Genomic DNA, 20,430 nt, shown 5'->3' on the forward strand with positions numbered 1-20,430 from the left:
GCCGAGCCCATGCTCGGCTGCTCTTACCGGAGCCGAGCATGGGCTCGGCTCTACAGGAAGCCCACGCCACGGCGCATCCACGCATGGCGTGGATCTACTGGCCGCGAAAGCCAAGCATGGGCTCGGCTCTACAGGAAGCTCCAACCCGTCAGCGCACCAGCGCGATCACCGCACACAGCACCACGATCACCAGCGCCACCCACTGCATCGGCACGAAGAAGAAATGATGCGGCGCCGCCTCGCCCTTCTGTCGCGGCGCGCGGTTCAGCCACAGACCCAGCAGCACATTCACGCCCGCGCCTATGCCACCGCCCAGCAGCACCTGCTGCAGCGGGATGTTGCCCTTCGGGCCGTCATGCGGGAAGAAATACGCCAGCAGCAGGATCACCGCGATCGGAGTCACCAGCGTCATGAATCCCCAACCGCGATAGATCATCGTGCAGTGCCTTGCAAAGAGGAGCTGCATTGTAGCGGGGCAAGCGCGCGCGATCACATTCTGTAGAGCCGAGCCCGTGCTCGGCTGGTTGTACGGGAGCCGAGCATGGGCTCGGCTCTACAGATATCCAATGCCACGGCACATCTACATCCATCGGCTGCGCCGCCATTGCGGCGGCGCGCCCGCTCGAACTCAGCGCAGGCCCGTCTCGTTGCGGGCAATCACCAGGCGCTGGATCTCCGAGGTGCCTTCGTAGATCTCGGTGATCTTGGCATCACGGAAGTAACGCTCCAGCGGCATTTCCTTGGAATAGCCCATGCCGCCGTGGATCTGCACGGCCTGGTGGGTGATCCACATCGCCGCTTCCGAGGCAGTCAGCTTGGCGATGGCCGCTTCGTTGCTGAAGCGCTTGCCCTCGCCCTTCACCCACGCCGCGCGCAGGGTCAGCAGCAGGGCGGCGTCCAGCTTGCACTTCATGTCGGCGATCTTCGCCTGGGTCATCTGGAAGGTACCGATGGCGGCGCCGAAGGCCTTGCGGTCCTTCACGTATTCCAGCGTCGCTTCATAGGCGGCGCGGGCAATGCCGATGGCCTGCGAGGCGATGCCGATGCGACCGGCATCGAGCACGCCCATGGCGATCTTGAAGCCCTCGCCTTCCTGGCCGAGCACGTCGTCAGCCAGGGCGACGTAGTCGTTGAACTCGATCTCGCAGGTGGCCGAGGCACGGATGCCCAGCTTCGGCTCGGTCTTGCCGCGGCCGAAGCCGGCGTTGTCGGTGTCGATCAGGAACGCGGTGATGCCGCGCGCGCCCTTGTCCGGCTCGCTCATCGCGAACAGCACGATGTACTTGGCCACCGGGCCGGAGGTGATCCAGCTCTTCTTGCCATTGATGACGTAGGTGCCGTCGGCCTGCTTGACCGCGCGGCAGCGCATGGCCGTGGCATCCGAACCGGACTGCGGCTCGGTCAGGGCGAACGCCCCGATGGCCTCGCCTTCGGCGATGGCGCGCACGTACTTCTGCTTCTGCGCCTCGCTGCCATGGGTCAGGATGCCGTTGCAGAACAGCGAATTGTTGACCGACATGATGGTCGAGTGCGCAGCATCACCAGCGGCGACCTCCACCATCGCCAGCACGTAGGCCACCGGGTCCATGCCCGCGCCGCCGTACTCGGTCGGCACTTCGATGCCCATCAGGCCGTTTTCGCCCAGCAGGCGGATGTTCTCGAGGGGGAATTCGCCGGTGCGGTCATGGTGCTCCGCGCTCGGGGCGATCTTCTCCTGCGCGATGCGCCGCGCCACGTCCTGCAGCATCAACTGCTCTTCAGTAAAGCTGAAATCCACAACACCCTCCCAGGTACATGATGATAGGGGCCACGCACAGCGCGCCCAGGTGGCTCGATTGTACCGGGGCCGGGCAACGGCGGATGACTTGCGGGGTGTTGCGGCTTGACCGGAACCGCTGCCGTCGGCGAACATATCTCTATATCGCGATAGGTAGATATTTATGGATCTGGAAGACTGGTCGACACGCCTGAAGGTGTTCGCCGACGCCACCCGCGTGCGCCTGCTGGCGCTGCTGGAACAGGAAGAGCTGACCGTGGCCGAGCTGTCGGCGATCACCCGGCTGGCGCAGCCGCGGGTGTCGACCCACCTGGCGCGCCTGAAGGAAGCCGGCCTGGTCCGCGACCGCCGTGCAGGCGTGTCGGCCTATTACCGCTTCGACGATGCCCAGCTGGACCCTGCGCAGCGCGCATTGTGGCACGCCTTGAGCAACGGAAGCGACGATCCGCTGCTGCGCCAGGACGCTGAACGCGTCGCTGCGGTGATGGCCAGCCGCGCCGCCGACCAGAACTGGGCCGACAGCGTCGCCGGCGACATGGAGCGTCACTATTCGCCGGGACGCACCTGGGAAGCCCTGGCCCGCACCGCGCTGCCGCTGCTGGAAACCGGCGACGTGCTCGACATCGCCTCCGGTGACGGCGTGCTGGCCGAACTGGTGGCACCGCACGCCAGCCGCTACGTCTGCATCGACACCAGCGCGCGCGTGGTGGCCGCCGCCAGCGAGCGCCTGCGCCGCCTGCCCAATGTAGAGGTGCGCGAAGGCGACATGCACGCCCTGCCCTTCGGCGACGGCAGCTTCGACCTGGTGGTGCTGATGCACGCCCTGACCTACGCCAGCAAGCCGGCGCAGGCCGTGGCCGAATCCGCGCGCGTGCTGCGCCCGGGCGGCCGCCTGCTGCTGTGCAGCCTGGCCCGCCACGAGCACAAGGCCGCGGTGGAAGCCTATGGCCACGTCAACCTCGGCTTCAGCGACAAGGAGCTGCGCAGGTTCGTCGACAAGGCCGGCCTGCAGGTCTCCAGCCTGGAAACCGTGACCCGCGAAAAACGCCCGCCGCATTTCGAAGTCATCTCGCTGATCGCCAACAAGCCCTGAGGTCGCCGTGTCCGCCCTGCCCTGGCTGCATCCCGAACGTGCCCATGCCCTGCTTGCCGCCCTGCGCGAGCGCATCCTGATCATCGACGGTGCGATGGGCACGATGATCCAGCGCCATGACCTGCAGGAAGATGATTACCGCGGCCAGCGCTTCGCCGGCGGCTACGACCACGACCATGGCCCCGGTTGCGACCACGCCGCGCCGGAAGGCCACGACCTGAAGGGCAACAACGACCTGCTGCTGCTCACCCGGCCGGAGGTCATCGGCGATATCCACACCGCCTACCTGCAGGCCGGCGCGGACCTGGTGGAAACCAACACCTTCAACGCGACCTCGGTCAGCCAGGCCGACTACCACCTCGAACACCTGGTGTACGAGCTGAACAAGGCCGGCGCCGCTGTCGCCCGCGCCTGCTGCGATGCGGTCGAAGCGACCACGCCGGACAAGCCGCGCTTCGTCATCGGCGTGATCGGGCCGACCAGCCGCACCGCCTCGATCAGCCCCGACGTCAACGATCCCGGCTTCCGCAACACCAGTTTCGACGAGCTGCGCGACACCTACCGCGAAGCCATCGAAGGCCTGATAGATGGTGGCGCCGACACCCTGATGGTAGAGACCATCTTCGACACGCTCAATGCCAAGGCCGCGCTGTACGCGCTGGAAGAGGCCTTCGATGCGCGCGGCGCACGCCTGCCGGTGATGATCTCCGGCACCATCACCGATGCGTCCGGCCGCACCCTGTCGGGGCAGACCGCCGATGCCTTCCATGCCTCGCTGGCCCACGCACGCCCGCTGTCGATCGGCCTGAACTGCGCGCTGGGTGCCGATGCCATGCGCCCGCACGTGGAAACCCTGTCCCAGGTGGCCGACTGCCATGTCAGTGCACACCCCAACGCCGGCCTGCCCAATGCCTTCGGCGAGTACGACGAGACGCCCGGGGAAATGGCCGCTACCCTGCGCGGCTTCGCCGAGGATGGCCTGCTGAACCTCGTCGGTGGCTGCTGCGGGTCCACCCCGGACCATATCCGCGCCATCGCCGAGGCCGTGGCCGGCCTGCCGCCGCGCGCCCTGCCCGGTGCACAGGAGCAGCACGCCGCATGAGTACCCTGCCCTATACCCGCCTGTCCGGCCTGGAACCGCTGGTCATCACCCCGGACCTGCTGTTCGTCAATGTCGGCGAACGCACCAACGTCACCGGCAGCGCGCAGTTCCGCAAGCTCATCAAGGAAGGCCGCTACGAGGAAGCGGTGGACGTCGCGCGCCAGCAGGTGGCCAGCGGCGCGCAGATCCTCGACGTCAACATGGACGAAGGCCTGATCGATTCGGAAGCGGCGATGACCCGCTACCTCAACCTGATCATGTCCGAGCCGGACATCGCGCGCATCCCGGTGATGGTGGACTCGTCCAAGTGGAGCGTGATCGAGGCGGGCCTGAAATGCCTGCAGGGCAAGAGCGTGGTCAATTCGATCTCGCTGAAGGAAGGCGAGGCGCTGTTCCGCGAACACGCGCGCAAGGTGCTGCGCTATGGCGCGGCCGCGGTGGTGATGGCCTTCGATGAGGCCGGCCAGGCCGATACCTGTGCGCGCAAGGTCGAAATCTGCACGCGCGCCTACCGCATCCTCGTTGATGAAATCGGCTTCCCGCCGCAGGACATCATCTTCGACCCGAACATCTTCGCCGTCGCCACGGGTATCGAAGAGCACGACAACTATGCGGTCGACTTCATCGAAGCGACCCGCATCATCAAGCAGACCCTGCCGCACTGCCACGTATCGGGCGGCGTCTCCAACGTCTCGTTCTCGTTCCGCGGCAATGAAACGGTGCGCCAGGCCATCCATTCGGTGTTTCTGTACCACGCCATCGCCGCGGGCATGGACATGGGCATCGTCAACGCCGGCGCGATGCCGATCTACGATGAGCTGGAGCCGGAGCTGCGCGAGCGCGTGGAGGACGTGATCCTCAACCGCCGCAGCGATTCAACCGAGCGCCTGCTGGAGATAGCCGAGCGCTACAAGGGCAAGAAGGGCGCGGCCAGGACCGAAGACCTGGCCTGGCGCGAAAAGCCGGTTGCGCAGCGCCTGGCGCATGCGCTGGTGCACGGCCTGGATGCCTTCGTGGAAGAGGACACCGAGCTGGCCCGCCAGGCCTCCAGCCGCCCGCTGGACGTGATCGAAGGCCCATTGATGGACGGCATGAACGTGGTCGGCGACCTGTTCGGTGCCGGCAAGATGTTCCTGCCGCAGGTGGTGAAATCCGCGCGCGTGATGAAGAAGGCGGTGGCCTACCTGCTGCCCTACATCGAAGCCGAGAAGGCCCGCAGCGGCGACACCGCGCGCAGCAACGGCAAGATCATCATGGCCACGGTGAAGGGCGATGTGCACGACATCGGCAAGAATATCGTCGGCGTGGTCCTGGCCTGCAACAACTTCGAGGTTGTCGACCTGGGTGTGATGGTGCCGGCGCAGAAGATCCTCGATGCGGCGCGCGAACACCACGCGGACCTGATCGGCCTGTCCGGCCTGATCACCCCATCGCTGGAGGAAATGAGCCACGTCGCCCGCGAAATGGAGCGTCAGGGCTTCGACCTGCCGCTGCTGATCGGCGGTGCGACCACCTCGCGTGCGCATACCGCGCTGAAGATCGATCCGCATTACAAGGCGCCCACGGTGTGGGTGAAGGATGCCTCGCGCGCGGTCGGCGTGGCCCAGTCGTTGATCTCGCGCGACCTGCGCGAGGCCTTCGTCGCCGCCAACGAAGCCGAGTATGCCGAGATCCGCACGCGCCACCGCAACCGTGGCGATGCCAAGCGCCTGGTCTCGCTGGAACACGCACGCGGGCAGAAGTTCCAGGGCGACTGGGCCAACTACACCCCGCCGGCCCCGAAGCAGCCGGGCCTGCACGTGTTCGATGATTACCCGCTGGCCGAACTGGTCGACTACATCGACTGGACACCGTTCTTCCAGGCCTGGGAACTGGCCGGCAAGTACCCGGCCATCCTCACCGACGAGATCGTCGGCACCCAGGCCAGCGAGCTGTACCGCGACGCACGCGCGATGCTCGACCGCATCATCGGCGAGAAGTGGCTGCAGGCCAAGGCCGTGTTCGGCCTGTGGCCGGCCAACAACGTCGGCGACGACGTGCGCGTGCAGCACCCACAGGGCGAGACCACCCTGCACTTCCTGCGCCAGCAGGTGGACAAGCCGGCCGAGCGCCCCGATTTCTGCCTGGCCGACTTCATCGCCCCGGCCGACAGTGGCCAGCAGGACTGGATCGGCGCCTTCGCGGTAACCGCCGGCATCGGCATCGATGCCCACGTCGCGCGCTTCGAGGCCGACCATGACGACTACAACGCGATCCTGCTGAAGGCTCTGGCCGACCGCTTCGCCGAAGCGCTGGCCGAGCGCCTGCACCAGCGCGTACGCACGGAGTTCTGGGGTTACGACCACGCCGAGACGCTGGACAACGAGGCGCTGATCGACGAGCAGTACCGCGGCATCCGCCCGGCCCCGGGCTACCCGGCCTGCCCCGAGCACAGCGAGAAACGCAGCCTGTTCGACCTGCTGCAGGCCGAAGCGAACGCCGGCATGGAGCTGACCGAGAGCTTCGCGATGCTGCCCACCGCTGCGGTGTCGGGCTACTACTTCAGCCACCCGCAGAGCCAGTACTTCGTGGTCGGCCGCCTCAGCCGCGAACAGGTGAGCGACTACGCGCGCCGCAAGGGCGTCGACCGCGCCCAGGCCGAGCGCTGGCTGGCCTCCAACCTCGACTACGACCCCGAATGAGGCGGTAGCGCCGGACCATGCCCGGCGTCATCTCCCGTCCGCCGGGCATGGCCCGGCGCTACCGTGCATGATTCCCACGATGACCGTTCCCGCTGTCCGCCTGTCCAGCTTCTACCTGTTCTATTACGCGGCGCTGGGCGCCTTCACGCCGTACTGGAGCCTGTTCCTGACCGCGCGCGGGATGAGCGTCACCGCCATCAGCGTGATGATGGGCCTGTGGTACGCCACCCGCGTGGTCGCGCCCAGCACCTGGACCACACTGGCCGCCGCCTCACCGCGCCCGATCCGCCTGCTGCGCGTGGGCTGCGTGCTGACCCTGCTCAGCTTCAGCGTGTTCCTGCTGCCGCTGCCGCAGCCGTGGATGTACCCGGCGATGGTGGTGTTCTGCTTCTTCTACAACGCGGTGATGCCGCAGTTCGAGTCGATCACCCTCACCCACCTGGGCAGCGACAGCCATCGCTACGGACTGATCCGGGTTTGGGGCTCACTGGGCTTCATCGCCATCGTTACCCTGTTCGGCTGGCTGATCGATGGCGATGGCAGCGGCAACCGCGCCGGGCTGCTGCCGTGGATGATGCTGCCGCTGTTCGCCCTGCTGGTGGTCTCGGCCTTCAGCAACCAGTACGCGCGCGGCATCGGCAAGGCCGAAGGTGATGCCAGCGGCTTCTGGCAGATCGTGCGCCGCCCGCCGGTGCTGGCGTTCTTCCTCGCCGCCTTCATGGAACAGCTGTCGTTCGGCCCGTATTACACGTTCTTCTCGGTCTACATGGACCACCACGGCTACCGCACCTCCACCCTCGGCCTGCTGTGGACCATCGGCGTGGTGTTCGAGGTGGGCGTGTTCTTCACCATCGGCCGCTTCTTCCGCCGCTACGACGCCAGCTGGATGCTGCTCATTGCGCTGACCAGCTCCTGCCTGCGCTGGGCGGTCACCGCGCTGTTCCCGGAAAACCTGCCGGTGATGCTGGTGGCGCAGACTGCACACGCGCTGGGCTTCGCCGCGTTCTTCGCCGCGGCGATGCAGATGCTGGCGACCTATTTCCCCGGCCGCCTCAACGGCCATGGCCAAGGGCTGCTGTATGGCTTCTCGTCCGGTGTCGGTGGCGTGCTGGGCGCACTCATCGCTGGCCAACTGTGGACCATCGACAACGGCCGCACCGCGTTCCTGGCCGGCAGCGGCTTCGCCCTGGTCGGCGCCCTGCTGTGCTTCTTCGCGCTGAGCCTGCCGCTGATCCGCGCGCGGCGTCGCGGCGCCCGCGCGGAGTGACGAAAACGCCGGGCAATGCCCGGCGTCGTGGTCATCCTGCAGGCATTCTTACCAGACCAGATCGTCCGGCACTTGGAACTGCGGGTCCGCGTACGGATCTTCCTCGGCCGGCGCGTTCGGATCGACCTTCAGCGCCACCGACGCGGCGAACACCGCTTCGGACTGCGCCAGCAGCTCGGCGGTCACCAGCAGGTACCGGCCGTTGAGCTGGACCACGCCCAGCTCACCCGCATTGAGTGCGGTCAGCTGTGCGGCGGTCACGTAGATGCGCTTGATCTTGCCGCCATATGGGAAGTGGCGGGCGATGTCGGCCGCTTCGTCATTGAGCCCCTTGTCCTTCAGCAGTTCTTCCAGCTTGGCCTTGGCCTCGCGGCGCTGGCGCGCTTCTTCCTGCTTCAGGCGCTCGGTCTCGATGCGCTCTTCCTTTTCCTTCTGCGCGCGGATGGCATAGGCCTTGGCCAGGTCCATTTCTTCGGCCGTACGCGTCTTGCGCGGGCCCTGCTGGCGCGGGCCACGCGACTGCCCGGGCTTACCGGGCTTGCCGGGGCCGCCGTTACCGTGGCCACGACGCTCGCCAGGCGTGTGCTCGCCCTTGCCAGCGCCCTGCGGCTTTCCATTGCCATTGCCACCCTTGCCCTGCGGGCGGCCATCACGGCGGGGGCCATCATTCTTGCGCTCGGGCTTGGGTGCCGGCTTGAAGCCCAGGCCCATCAGCTGGTCGCGGAGGGTATCGCTCATAGGAATCAGATCAGTAGTGCGGCGGCGGCGGTTCGCTCGCCGGATCAGAAGAATGCAATGCATTGCGGACCTTGCCCAGGTCCTCCAGCAGCACGCGCAGCACATCGGCATTGCGGCTGCCCTGCATGCGTGCATCGGCCAGCGCATCGCTCAATTCGGCCAGCGCGTGTTCCTGGAAGGACACGCGCATTTCCAGTTCGACCAGGCGCGCTTCCAGCGCCTGCTCGCGTTCACTCGATAAGTCAGACATGCAACGAACGTCCCCGGCCAATGCCGTAGTAAGCCAGACCGGCAGCCTCGACCTCGGACGGGTCGTACAGGTTGCGGCCATCAAACACCACCGCGTCCTGCAACTGCGAATGCAGCGCCTGGAAATCGGGGCTGCGGAACTGCTTCCACTCGGTCACCACGACCACCGCATCGGCGCCCTGCAGTGCGTCTTCGGCACTGCTGCAGAACATCAGGTCGTCGCGCTGGCCGAAGATGCGCTGCGCTTCATGGGTGGCTTCCGGGTCGTAGGCACGCACGTTCGCACCGGCGTCCCACAACTGGGCCAGCAGGCGGCGGCTGGAGGCCTCGCGCATGTCGTCGGTATTCGGCTTGAAGGCCAGGCCCCACACCGCGAAGGTCTTCCCGCGCAGGCTGGCGTCCGCGCCGTAGTGGCGCTGGATGAGCTCGAACAGGTGGCCCTTCTGCGCCTCGTTGACCGCTTCGACCGCGTCCAGCAGCTTCGGCTGCAGGCCGTACTGCTGCGCGGTGCGGGCCAGCGCCTGCACGTCCTTGGGGAAGCACGAGCCACCGTAACCGGCGCCCGGGTAGATGAAATGCCAGCCGATGCGCGGGTCCGAACCGATGCCCTGGCGGACCTGCTCGATGTCGGCGCCGACGCGCTCGGCGATGTTGGCCATTTCGTTCATGAACGAAATCTTGGTGGCCAGCATCGCGTTGGCCGCGTACTTGGTCAGCTCAGCCGAACGCACGTCCATTTCCACCACACGGTCGTGGTTGCGGTTGAACGGTGCGTACAGGCGGCGCATGACCGCCACCGATTCGGCGCTGGACGCACCGATGATGATGCGGTCCGGGCGCATGCAGTCCGCGACCGCATCGCCTTCCTTCAGGAACTCGGGGTTGGACACCACGTCGAAGGCGATGTCCGCGCCACGCGCAGCCAGCTCTTCGGCGATCGCCGCACGCACCTTGTCGGCGGTGCCCACCGGCACCGTCGACTTGTTGACCACCACGGTCGGCACGCTGATGTGCCGGCCGATGGTGCGGGCCACGGCCAGCACGTACTGCAGGTCGGCGCTGCCATCCTCGTCCGGCGGCGTGCCGACGGCGATGAACACCACCTGCCCGTGGCCGATGGCCATTGCGGCATCGGTGGTGAACGCCAGCCTCGATGCGGCATGGTTGGCCTTCACCATCGGCTCCAGGCCCGGCTCGTAGATCGGGATGACGCCCTGGTTGAGGCCATCGACCTTGGCCTGGTCGATGTCCACGCAGACGACCTGGTGGCCGGCATCGGCCAGGCAGGTACCTGTCACCAGACCGACGTAGCCGGTACCGAAAATCGCAACGCGCATGTCCGTGCTGACTCCTGGCGGCTTACGGCAGGACGCCCAGCAGCTCGACGTCGAAGGTCAGTGCGGCGTTCGGGCCGATCGGGCCGCCCGGGGTGCCGTTCTCGCCATAGGCCAGGTCGCCCGGGATCCAGAAGCGGTACTTGGAGCCGACCGGCATCAGGGCGACGCCCTCGGTCCAGCCCTTGATGACCTGGTCCAGGCCGAATTCGGCCGGGCCACGACCGGCGGAGCTGTCGAACACGGTGCCGTCCAGCAGCTTGCCCTCGTAGTTCACGCGCACCTTGCTGGTCGGCAGCGGGCGCTCGCCGCTGCCCGGGCGGATCACCTGGTACTGCAGGCCCGAGGCGGTGGTCACCACGCCCGGCTGGGTCTTGTTCTTGGCCAGGAATGCATTGCCTTCCTGACGGTTGGTCTGCGCGGCCTGGGCGGCCTTGGCCTGCATTTCAGCCTGCTTGGTGCCCATGAACGCCTGGATGGTGGCGGTCGCGTCGGCTTCGGTCATCTTCGGCTGGCCCTTGGCCAGGCCGGTGCTGATGGCTTCGAACAGCGAGGCGGTGTCGATGTCGTCCTTCAGCTGGGCCAGCGACGGGCCGACCGAGTACGAACCGATCATCTGCGCGACCTTGACGCGGTCGACCTTGGCCGGCTGCGAGCCCGGGGCCATGCCCGGAACCTGCTGGCCGTTGCGGGCCATCACGACCTGGCGCAGGGCCGCATCGGTGGCCTTGGCCTGGTCCTGGGTGATCTGCGGCTGCAGGCCTTCGAACGAACGCTCGACGGCGGCACGCAGGGCAGCCACGTCGATTTCATCGGCGATCGGCGCGAACGACTTGGCCACATCCAGACCGATGGCGTAGCCGAGCTTCTGCTTGGGGGAATTCAAGGTTGCGGTCTCCTTGGCGGCCGCCGGTGCGGCCGGTTGTTGCGACAGGGCGACACCGGAGGTGCCCATCGCCAGAATCAGAACCGACGCCGCTGCGCCGCGCATTCCCATCTTCATTCGCTGCATTCCTGGAAGTGTCTGGGCGCCGACGTCGGCGCGAAACGTTCATTGTCGCACGCACGCCGGAGATGTCGAGGCGTGCGTGCTTTTATTCAATGCACGGCCGGTGCGGCCAGTGCCTTGTCGATGGCCGCCTTCAGCTGCGGATCATCCGGGGTGACCTTGCTGGCGAACTGGGCGATGACCTTGCCATCGCGGCCGACCAGGTACTTGTGGAAGTTCCAGCCCGGGGCGACACCGGTGGCGGCGGTCAGGCGCTGGTACAGCGGCGTGGCCTCCGGACCGGTGACGTGCACCTTCTCGAACATCGGGAACTTGACGCCGTAGGTCAGCGTGCAGAAATCCTGGATCTGCTTCTCGTCACCGGGCTCCTGGCCCTTGAAATCATTCGACGGGAAGCCGAGCACGGCAAAGCCCCTGCTGGCGTATTGCTTGTGCAGCGCCTCCAGGCCTTCGTACTGCGGGGTGTAGCCGCACTTGCTGGCGGTGTTGACCACCAGCAGCACCTGGCCGTGGTAGCGCTTTTCCAGGTTGACCTGCTGCTTGCCGGCCAGTGGGCGGTAGCTCACATCGAGCAGGTCGGCGGCCAGGGCGGTGGCCGAGCCGGCCACGCCGAAGGCCAGGACGGTCAACAGGGACAGGCCGCGAAGGCGGCGCGGGAAAGCAGTCGGCAGAGGCATCAGGGTCGTTCCGCAGTAGCTGTTTCAGGGCTCCGGCCAGCTCGGGCCGGGAATCGGCCGAACTATAGCACCGGGGCCCGGAGCGCCTGCCGTTGCAGGGCGGGCGGCACTTTGCGCGGCGTGGCGGCTGCGGCCCGAATGCCCGGTCACCGCACCGGAGATGACATGGCATCGATGTTGCTGAATGGAAGCAGGCGGGATCGTACTGGCTGTTTGAGGCCTGCTTTCCATTCAAATCAATCACTTGAGGTGATAGTTCGGAACTGTGACCACCCCTGCCATCAGTTGGGTCGAAGCAGGGCTTGCACGACAGCGTGCCGGTGTTATAGTTGCATACAACACCAGTCACCTGAGACAGGGGGAAACCATGAACATCCGGATGCGACACCGCCATACCGCCCCAGCGGTCACGGCCGTCTCGACGTTGTTGGCCCTGCTCTGGCTGGCCCTGCCGGCGCCACCGGCGCCCTCCTCCCCCGACACCCCGCAGGACGCCGCACCCTTCACGGCCGGGAACGCCGAACCCTCTCCCCCTCCCCCGCGTCGGCTGCACAGCTCCCTGTCCATGCCGTACTTCTCGTTCGCACAGCCGCTGACCCCACGGAGCTGAATATGAGCGACATCCAGTGGAGCGACGGCGCTCCCATCTACCGCCAGCTGAAGGAGCGCGTGATCGCCATGATGCTCGACGGAATTCTCAAGCCGGGCGACGCCCTGCCTTCGGTGCGCCAGGTGGCCGCCGACTACCAGCTCAACCCCATCACCGTTTCGCGCGCCTACCAGGAACTGGCCGATGAAGGCCTGGTCGAAAAGCGCCGCGGGCTGGGCATGTTCATGACCGAGGCGGCCGCCACGCAGCTGCGCAGCAGCGAGCGCGAACGCTTCCTCAATGAAGAATGGCCAGCCGTCCTGGAGCGCATCCAGCGCCTGGGCCTGAGCCTCGACGAATTGCTGCCCCAGGGGAAGATCTGATGAGTACCGTAGCAAGCGACGCCGTCATTACCGCCAAGGGCCTGCGCAAGGCCTACAAGAACACCGTTGCCCTCGACAACGCCAGCTTCTCCATTCCGGCAGGCCGCATCGTCGGACTGATCGGGCCCAATGGCGCCGGCAAGACCACCGCACTGAAGGCCATCCTCGGCCTGACCTCGGTGGAAGGCGAGCTGTCCGTGCTGGGCCGCGACCCACGCGTGCACCGCGATGAACTGATGAAGGACATCTGCTTCATCGCCGACGTGGCCGTGCTGCCGCGCTGGCTGAGGGTGCGCGAGGCCATCGATTTCGTGGCTGGCGTGCACCCGCGCTTCGACCGCGCCCGCTGCGAACGCTTCCTGGCCAACACCAAGCTGCAGCCGAAGCAGCGCGTGCGCGAGCTGTCCAAGGGCATGATCGTGCAGCTGCACCTGGCACTGGTGATGGCCATCGACGCCCGCGTGCTGGTGCTGGACGAGCCGACCCTCGGCCTGGACATCCTGTACCGCAAGGAGTTCTACCAGCGCCTGCTGGAGGATTACTTCGACGAACAGAAGACGATCATCGTCACCACCCACCAGGTGGAAGAGATCGAGCACATCCTCAGCGACGTGATGTTCATCCGCGATGGCCGCGTGGTGCTCAGCGCGGAAATGGATGAGGTGGGCGAACGCTATACCGAACTTCTGGTGGGTGCCGACCAGCTGGAGACCGCCCGCGCACTGAAGCCGATCGACGAGCGCAGCCAGGCCTTCGGCAAGACCGTGCTGCTGTATGACGGCGTGCCGCGCAGCCAGCTTTCCACCCTGGGCGAGACCCGCAACGCGGGCCTGGCCGATCTGTTTGTCGCTGTCATGAAGGGGACCTACGCATGAATGCCGTCAACCATCCGGTCAGCCCCGCAGGCACCCTGCGCTGGCTGCTCAAGCGCGAATACTGGGAAAACCGCGGCGGCTTCTTCTACGCACCGCTGATCGCCGGCATCGTCTCGCTGCTGATGAGCGCGGTGGGCATCGGCCTGGGCCTGTTCGCCCTGCACCGCGCCGCCCGCGACGGCGGCCTGCACGTCGACGGCGAGAACGTGAACATCAACGGCCTGGACCTGGCCCTGCTGACCCAGAAGATCAGCGCCAAGGACATGGCCGACCTCGGCAACGGCCTGGACCTGACCCTGCTGCTGAGCTCCGCCTGGCCCTTCCTGGTGCTGGCCTTCGTGGTGTTCTTCTACTGCCTGGGCGCCCTGTACGACGACCGCCGCGACCGCAGCATCCTGTTCTGGAAGTCGCTGCCGCTGTCGGACACCCAGACCGTGCTGTCCAAGGTGATCAGCGCCCTCATCGTGGCACCGCTGGTGGCCACCCTGGCCGCCGTCGCCACCATGTTCGGCTTCCTGCTGATCATCAGCATCGTCGCGATCACTCACGGCGGCAGTGCGACCACCCTGATCTGGGGCCCGGCCAGCCCGCTGACCCTGAGCGCCGGCCTGCTCACCGCCATCCCGGTGTACGCGCTTTGGGCGCTGCCGACCGCCGGCTGGCTGCTGCTGTGCTCGGCCTGGGCCAAGAGCAAGCCGTTCCTGTGGGCCGTCATGCTGCCGCTGTTCGCCGGCATCATCGTCAGCACCACCAAGCTGATGCATGTGTTCGACATGACCACCGGCTGGTTCTGGCAGCACATCGTCGGCCGCCTGCTGCTGGGCACGGTGCCGGGCATGGACCTGGTCTACCGCCTCAGCGCGAGCGACCAGGCCAGGAACGTCGAGTCGCTGGCCGCGCTGATGAGCCCGGCCGAGCAGCTGAAGACCCTGGCCATGCCCGACCTGTGGATCGGTGCAGTGTTCGGCGTCGCTTTCATCGTCCTGGCCATTGTCCTGCGCAAGCGCGCCGGCGAAATCTGATCCCTTTCCGGAGAGACCACCATGCGTACCCTGCTCGCCTGTAGTGCCCTGTTGCTGCTGTTGCCGCTGTCGGTGCAGGCCGCCGACGCACCGAACTGCAAGTTCTCCGCACCGCGTTCGCTGAAGCTGGACGCGGCCGGTGCCAAGGCCGTGGTGTTCGAAGTCAACCAGCACGACCTGAAGGTGATCGCGAACGCCGGTGGCGGCCAGCTGGACGGCCGCGCCTGCGCCTCGGACAAGAGCTGGCTGGACCAGCTGGTGCTGGACCAGCGCCGCGAAGGCGACAAGCTGGTGGTCAGCCTGCGCCGCGACGGCCGCAGCGGCCTGAGCATGGGCAACAGCTATGCGTGGCTGGACATCCGCGGCAGCGTGCCGGACAACCTGCCGCTGCAGTTCCGCATCGGCTCCGGCGATGCCAGCATCGACAACGCGCAGTCGCTGAGCATGGACGTGGGGTCCGGTGATGGCATCGCCCGCGGCACCCGCGGCAGCGTGCACGCGGCGGTCGGCTCGGGTGACCTGGACATCGAGGGCGCCGCATCGCTCAACCTGCTCTCGCTGGGCTCGGGCGACGTCAAGGCCCGCACCATCGGCGGCGACGCCGTGGTCGGCACCGTCGGTTCGGGCGACCTGAAGATCAGCGACGTGCGCGGCAATGCCCGCCTGGAGACGGTCGGCTCGGGCGACATCGACTTCCGCCAGGTGAAGGGCAACGTCGAGATCGGGGTGGTCGGTTCCGGCGACGTGGACATCGACCAGACCGGTGGCAACGTGCACGTGCGCAGCCACGGCTCGGGCGACATCACCGTCAGCGGCGCCGGCGGCAACCTGACCGTCGACCACAGCGGCAGCGGCGAGGTCCGCCACCGCGACATCGGCGGCAGGGTCACCCTGCCGCGCGGCAAGTAAGCCATCCATCCATTGCCTTGAGGGGAACGCCATGAACCTGCTGCGCCTGATGCCTGCCGTCCTGCTGTGCCTGCCGCTGATCGCCTGTGGCGGCACCTCGTCCTCGTCGTCGTCCTCCGCCGATGCTTCCGCCACCGACACCACGCCGGGCAAGGCCGTGGCCGACGCCACCGGCGAGATCGGGAAGAGCGTCAAGGAAGCCACCGACAAGGCGCGCGAGGAGATCGCCAAGGGCAACATCAAGATCTCCTCCGACAAGCAGCCGCGCGCCGAGATCACCCCGGATGGCCGCTTCCTGATTGCCGGCAAGGAAGTGCAGACCACGCCGGCGCAGCGTCGCCAGCTGTTGGATTACCGCAGCCATATCGCCGGCATCGCCCAGGACGGCATGGAGATCGGCGTGGCCGGCGCCAAGCTCGGCGCCAACGCCGCCAGCGAAGCGATCAAGGGTGTTTTCAGTGGCGACACCGACGGCATCGAGAAGCGCATCAATGCCGAGGCCGAGAAGCTCGAGGCCCAGGCCAAGCAGCTGTGCAACCGCCTGCCGGCAATGCTGGCCAGCCAGCAGGCGCTGGCCCGCGACCTGCCGGCGTTCCAGCCCTACGCGAACATGGACCAGTCCGACATCGACGACTGCGACACCAACAAGGTCGTCAACCGCTGAGCCTGTGACATTTCGCCGCACCCGGCCGGCAACCTGACCCGTTGCCGGCCGCGCCGGGGCGCCCGGGCTTACAATGGCCGCCCCCGATGCACCCGATTGAACCGCCATGAAGAAGCTGTTGCTGCTGCTGGTCGCCCTGCTCTGCCTGGGCCTGGCCGGCTGCGACCAGGACTACCGCAACCACCGCGCCGAGCGCGGCAAGCCCAAGATTTCCGTCAGCGAAAGCATGGTGACCGTGCGTCGCCAGCCGGCGCCGAACATCATCATCCTGCCCGACGGCACGATGAAGGTCGACGAGATCCAGATCCCGCTCAACGATGGCCAGCGACAGATGCTGCAGACCCTGTTCGGCAAGCTGCAGGTACTGCGCCAGAACACCCTGGTGGCCGCCCCGGCCGACCCCGACATGCAGCCGGTGAAGATCCAGCCGCCGGAAGGCATGGAGGTGATTCCGCCGGACCTGGTGCAGACCATTCCGGAGTTCAAGGACTACACCGAGACCTTCGGCAACATCGTCGCCGACCGTCGCTGACACGAAAAACGCCGCCCCGAAGGGCGGCATTTTCGTTTGATGCGCAAATGCCGGCCGATCAGCCGCCGGCGCCTCCACCACCGGCCTGGATGCCACCGGCGGTCAGCGCGGCCGGATCCAGCAGGCGGCGCAGCTCGGCCTCGTCCAGGCCGCTGTCCTCCAGCGCCACATCCAGCACCGGGCGCTGTTCCTTGTAGGCCCGCTTGGCAATCGCCGCGGCCTTCTCATAGCCGATGATCGGGTTCAGCGCGGTCACCAGGATCGGGTTGCGGGCCAGGGCTTCGGCCACGCGGTCCTCGCGCACCTTCAGCCCGGCAATGGCGCTGTCGGCCAGCAGGGTGGACACGTTGGCCAGCAGGCCGATGCCATCGAGCAGGTTCACCGCGATCAGCGGCAGGGTCACGTTGAGCTGGAAATTGCCGGTCTGGCCGGCCACGGTGATCGCGGTGTGGTGGCCGATCACCTGCGCGCAGGCCATCACGGTCGCCTCGGGAATGACCGGATTGACCTTGCCCGGCATGATCGAGCTGCCCGGCTGCAGGGCCGGCAGTTCGATCTCGCCCAGCCCGGCCAGCGGACCGGCATTCATCCAGCGCAGGTCATTGGCGATCTTGATCAGGGCCACCGCCAGCGCGTTGAGCTGGCCGGACAGTTCCACGGCATCATCCTGCGATGCCAGGCCTTCGAACTTGTTGTCGGCGCTGTCGAACTTGAAGCCGGTATGCTGCTTGAGGGCCTTGGCCACCTGGGCGCCGAAGCGCGGGTCGGCATTGATGCCGGTGCCGATGGCGGTGCCACCCAGCGGCAGGCGGCGCATGCGCTTGAGGCTGTCCTCGATGCGCTCCTGCGCCGAAGCCAGCTGCGCCGACCACGCACCGAACTCCTGCTCGAAGGTCAGCGGCATCGCATCCATCAGGTGGGTGCGGCCGGTCTTGACCACCTTGCGCAGGCTGCGGCCCTTCTTGTCCAGGGTCCTGCGCAGGTGCGCCAGCGCCGGCAGCAGCTCCTCGTGCACGGCCAGCACCGCCGACACGCGCAGCGCGGTCGGGATCACGTCATTGGAGCTCTGCCCCTGGTTGACGTGGTCGTTGGGATGCACCGTGGTCCTGCCCGCCTTGCCGGCACGGTTGGCCAGGGTGGCGATGACCTCGTTGGCGTTCATGTTCGACGAGGTGCCCGAGCCGGTCTGGTAGACGTCGATCGGAAAATGCGCGTCCCAGTCACCGGCCGACACTTCGGCGGCGGCCAGCTGGATGGCCTTGGCGATGACCTTGGGCAGGTGGCCCAGCTCGGCGTTGACGCCGGCGGCGGCGCCCTTCACCAGGCCCAGGGCACGGATGAAGCCGCGCGGCATGCGCTGGCCCGACACCGGGAAATTCTCGACGGCGCGCTGGGTCTGCGCGCCCCACAGGGCGTCAGCGGGCACCTGCAGCTCGCCCATGCTGTCGTGTTCGATACGGAACTTGGCAGTTCCACCCTTGCTTGCAGCTTTGCTCATTGCATCGACTCCGCACTACTTCTGTTGGGGAAAGGGAAGCGGCGGCTGGCAGCGGGTCGCTTCCCGGGGCTGGCGGCTATGGCAACGATACTCCCTTGCCCGCAGCAGGGGACAACGCCAATGGACCGCTTCGTCCGATCGGTAGCGCCGGGCCATGCCCGGCGAGCGCGAAGCGCGGCAGCGCGGCAGCGCGCAGCGTCGTAGAATATGGCCCCCGCCGCTCGCCCCAGCCCTGCCGACATGTCCGATTACGCCCTGCTCGCCCTGTCCCCGCTCGATGGCCGTTATGCCGGCAAGGTCGATGCCCTGCGCCCGATCTTCTCCGAATACGGCCTGATCAAGGCCCGCATCACGGTCGAGGTCGAGTGGCTGCTGGCGCTGGGCGCCGAGCCGGGCATCGTCGAACTGGCCGCGTTCTCCGAGGCCGCCGCCGCCCGCCTGCGTGCCTTGGCCGCCAACCTCACCCCGGCCCAGGCCGCGCGCGTGAAAGAGATCGAGCGCACCACCAACCATGACGTCAAGGCGGTGGAGTACTTCATCAAGGAACAGCTGAAGGACGACGCCGAGCTGGCCCCGGCGCTGGAGTTCGTGCATTTCGCCTGCACCAGCGAGGACATCAACAACCTCAGCTACGGCCTGATGCTGGAACAGGCCCGCCGCGAAGTGCTGCTGCCGAGCCTGGACGGCATCGCCGCTACCCTGCGCACCCTGGCCCACGGCCAGGCCGCACAGCCGATGCTGTCGCGCACCCACGGCCAGACCGCCTCGCCGACCACCCTGGGCAAGGAGCTGGCCAACGTGGTCGCCCGCCTGGAGCGCCAGCGCCGGCAGATTGCCGCGGTCGAGCTGACCGGCAAGATCAATGGCGCGGTGGGCAACTACAACGCCCACGTCGCCAGCTACCCGGCCGTGGACTGGCCTGCCTTCGCCGAGCGCTTCGTGACCAGCCTGGGCCTGGTGTTCAACCCGTACACCACGCAGATCGAGCCGCACGACAACATCGCCGAGATCGGCGATGCCGCGCGCCGCGCCAACATCATCCTGATCGACCTGGCCCGCGACATCTGGGGCTACATCTCGCTGGGCTACTTCAAGCAGCGCCTGAAGGAAGGCGAAGTCGGTTCGTCGACGATGCCGCACAAGGTCAATCCGATCGATTTCGAGAATGCCGAGGGCAACTTCGGGATCGCCAACGCCCTGCTCGAGCACTTCAGCGCGAAGCTGCCGATCAGTCGCTGGCAGCGTGACCTGACCGATTCGACGGTGCTGCGCGCACTGGGCACCGCCTTCGGCCACGGCCAGGTGGCGCTGGATTCGCTGGCCAAGGGCCTGGGCAAGCTGGAAGTGAACCCGCAGCGCCTGGATGCCGATCTGGATGCGGCGTGGGAAGTGCTGGCCGAGGCCGTGCAGACGGTGATGCGCCGCCATGGCCTGCCCAACCCGTACGAGCAGCTGAAGGCGCTGACCCGTGGCCAGGGCATCACGGCGGAGTCGATGCGGGCGTTCGTGGAGACGCTGGCGCTGCCGGAAGATGCCAAGCAGTCTCTGCGTGAGATGACCCCGGGGCGCTACACGGGTCTGGCTGAGGCGCTGGCTCGCAAGATCTGAGGGTTTTCCTTGCGGCGGCGGCCGCGGGCGCTGCCTGCGGCAGGCTGAGAGCAACAGCAACGTCAACAGCGGCTCTGGATTGCTGCTAGCTGGGCGGGGCGGAATTTGAAAGAGGGACGCGGCTTCGCCGCGCCCCTCTTTGTTTTTTGGCGCTGTTGTAGAGCCGAGCCGATGCTCGGCTGCTGTTCGCATGGACAACGGCAAGCCGAGCGTGGGCTCGGCTCTACACGAGCAAGCGCAGCGCGCGACCCGCCGTTGCCTTTGATCTTCTTCTTCCATTCCGTGGCGGGCCGCGCAGGAAATTGTCAGGGGCCGGGCGGGTTGGGTTCGCGGGACCGTTGGCGCCATGGATGGCGCCATCGAGCCCCCCGGGCCGGGTGGACGGGGTGTGCCGCGCCCCCCCCCCCCCCCGCCCCCCGCCCC

At 67.1% G+C, this 20,430-nt stretch carries 19 protein-coding genes; 11 read left to right on the top strand and 8 right to left on the bottom strand.

Translation table 11 applies throughout. The features are described from left to right. Window positions 1-148: 148 nt before the first annotated feature. Together AC1VXD_RS17865 and AC1VXD_RS17870 are read right to left on the bottom strand one after the other, a co-directional pair. On the bottom strand, window positions 149-412 hold the full coding sequence (locus AC1VXD_RS17865) for a hypothetical protein (protein WP_482993166.1): 264 nt from the start codon (window positions 410-412) through the stop codon (window positions 149-151). A gap of 216 nt (window positions 413-628) precedes the next feature. Further along, window positions 629-1,777, bottom strand: coding sequence for an acyl-CoA dehydrogenase family protein (locus AC1VXD_RS17870; protein ID WP_482993167.1), 1,149 nt, complete (start codon window positions 1,775-1,777; stop codon window positions 629-631). 163 nt (window positions 1,778-1,940) lie between these two features. On the opposite strand from AC1VXD_RS17870, the gene AC1VXD_RS17875 reads away from it, so the two are divergent. The 4 genes from AC1VXD_RS17875 (at window position 1,941) to AC1VXD_RS17890 (ending at window position 7,920) form a co-directional block, all read left to right on the top strand. Further along, window positions 1,941-2,870: an ArsR/SmtB family transcription factor gene (locus AC1VXD_RS17875; RefSeq protein WP_482993168.1), complete on the top strand. Its 930-nt coding sequence runs from the start codon at window positions 1,941-1,943 to the stop codon at window positions 2,868-2,870. A 7-nt stretch (window positions 2,871-2,877) separates the two neighbouring features. After that, entirely contained in the window at window positions 2,878-3,972 is a 1,095-nt protein-coding gene (locus tag AC1VXD_RS17880) for a homocysteine S-methyltransferase family protein (RefSeq protein WP_482993169.1), read from the top strand. Continuing rightward, a complete protein-coding gene (metH, locus tag AC1VXD_RS17885) occupies window positions 3,969-6,653 on the top strand; it encodes a methionine synthase (protein WP_482993170.1) in 2,685 nt (894 codons plus the stop codon). The genes AC1VXD_RS17880 and metH overlap by 4 nt, the downstream gene beginning before the upstream one ends. Window positions 6,654-6,732: 79 nt before the next feature. After that, window positions 6,733-7,920, top strand: coding sequence for an MFS transporter (locus AC1VXD_RS17890; RefSeq protein WP_482993171.1), 1,188 nt, complete (start codon window positions 6,733-6,735; stop codon window positions 7,918-7,920). Window positions 7,921-7,968: 48 nt separating this feature from the next. Here the strand turns inward: AC1VXD_RS17890 and AC1VXD_RS17895 are convergent, their stop codons facing one another. From AC1VXD_RS17895 to AC1VXD_RS17915, 5 genes are all read right to left on the bottom strand, one after another. Beyond that, complete coding sequence (locus AC1VXD_RS17895) at window positions 7,969-8,658, bottom strand: DUF2058 domain-containing protein (RefSeq protein WP_482993172.1); 690 nt, start codon at window positions 8,656-8,658, stop codon at window positions 7,969-7,971. A gap of 10 nt (window positions 8,659-8,668) precedes the next feature. Beyond that, window positions 8,669-8,908 (bottom strand): SlyX family protein, encoded by a 240-nt coding sequence (locus tag AC1VXD_RS17900; protein ID WP_150455066.1) that lies wholly within the window; start codon window positions 8,906-8,908, stop codon window positions 8,669-8,671. Further along, the gene (locus AC1VXD_RS17905; protein WP_482993173.1) at window positions 8,901-10,244 is read right to left on the bottom strand and encodes a UDP-glucose dehydrogenase family protein; all 1,344 of its coding nucleotides are present in this window, start codon (window positions 10,242-10,244) and stop codon (window positions 8,901-8,903) included. Before AC1VXD_RS17905 ends, AC1VXD_RS17900 begins: the two co-directional genes overlap by 8 nt. 22 nt (window positions 10,245-10,266) lie before the next feature. Then, window positions 10,267-11,244, bottom strand: a complete 978-nt coding sequence (locus tag AC1VXD_RS17910; protein ID WP_482993174.1) for an FKBP-type peptidyl-prolyl cis-trans isomerase N-terminal domain-containing protein — start codon at window positions 11,242-11,244, stop codon at window positions 10,267-10,269. A gap of 95 nt (window positions 11,245-11,339) precedes the next feature. After that, window positions 11,340-11,927, bottom strand: coding sequence for a glutathione peroxidase (locus tag AC1VXD_RS17915; RefSeq protein WP_482993175.1), 588 nt, complete (start codon window positions 11,925-11,927; stop codon window positions 11,340-11,342). Window positions 11,928-12,539: 612 nt separating this feature from the next. Here AC1VXD_RS17915 and AC1VXD_RS17920 point away from each other — a divergent pair. The 6 genes from AC1VXD_RS17920 (at window position 12,540) to AC1VXD_RS17945 (ending at window position 16,901) form a co-directional block, all read left to right on the top strand. Then, a complete protein-coding gene (locus tag AC1VXD_RS17920) occupies window positions 12,540-12,899 on the top strand; it encodes a GntR family transcriptional regulator (RefSeq protein ID WP_150455070.1) in 360 nt (119 codons plus the stop codon). Then, window positions 12,899-13,774 carry an ABC transporter ATP-binding protein gene (locus AC1VXD_RS17925; protein ID WP_482993176.1) on the top strand — a complete coding sequence of 292 codons (876 nt, stop codon included), beginning with the start codon at window positions 12,899-12,901 and terminating at the stop codon, window positions 13,772-13,774. Before AC1VXD_RS17920 ends, AC1VXD_RS17925 begins: the two co-directional genes overlap by 1 nt. Then, window positions 13,771-14,796: a hypothetical protein gene (locus AC1VXD_RS17930; RefSeq protein ID WP_482993177.1), complete on the top strand. Its 1,026-nt coding sequence runs from the start codon at window positions 13,771-13,773 to the stop codon at window positions 14,794-14,796. The genes AC1VXD_RS17925 and AC1VXD_RS17930 overlap by 4 nt, the downstream gene beginning before the upstream one ends. Before the next feature lie 21 nt (window positions 14,797-14,817). Continuing rightward, entirely contained in the window at window positions 14,818-15,705 is an 888-nt protein-coding gene (locus tag AC1VXD_RS17935; RefSeq protein ID WP_482993178.1) for a GIN domain-containing protein, read from the top strand. 31 nt (window positions 15,706-15,736) lie between these two features. Beyond that, window positions 15,737-16,369 (top strand): YggN family protein, encoded by a 633-nt coding sequence (locus AC1VXD_RS17940; RefSeq protein ID WP_482993179.1) that lies wholly within the window; start codon window positions 15,737-15,739, stop codon window positions 16,367-16,369. 106 nt (window positions 16,370-16,475) lie between these two features. Next, window positions 16,476-16,901, top strand: coding sequence for a hypothetical protein (locus tag AC1VXD_RS17945; RefSeq protein ID WP_482993180.1), 426 nt, complete (start codon window positions 16,476-16,478; stop codon window positions 16,899-16,901). Between the two features lie 58 nt (window positions 16,902-16,959). Here AC1VXD_RS17945 and AC1VXD_RS17950 read toward each other — a convergent pair whose 3' ends face one another. After that, a complete protein-coding gene (locus AC1VXD_RS17950) occupies window positions 16,960-18,399 on the bottom strand; it encodes a class II fumarate hydratase (protein ID WP_482993181.1) in 1,440 nt (479 codons plus the stop codon). A 240-nt stretch (window positions 18,400-18,639) separates the two neighbouring features. Here AC1VXD_RS17950 and purB point away from each other — a divergent pair, with 240 nt between their 5' ends. Then, window positions 18,640-20,007 (top strand): adenylosuccinate lyase, encoded by a 1,368-nt coding sequence (gene purB / locus AC1VXD_RS17955; protein WP_482993182.1) that lies wholly within the window; start codon window positions 18,640-18,642, stop codon window positions 20,005-20,007. Window positions 20,008-20,430: the final 423 nt, after the last annotated feature.

The organism is Stenotrophomonas sp. STEN054 (assembly GCF_056854535.1).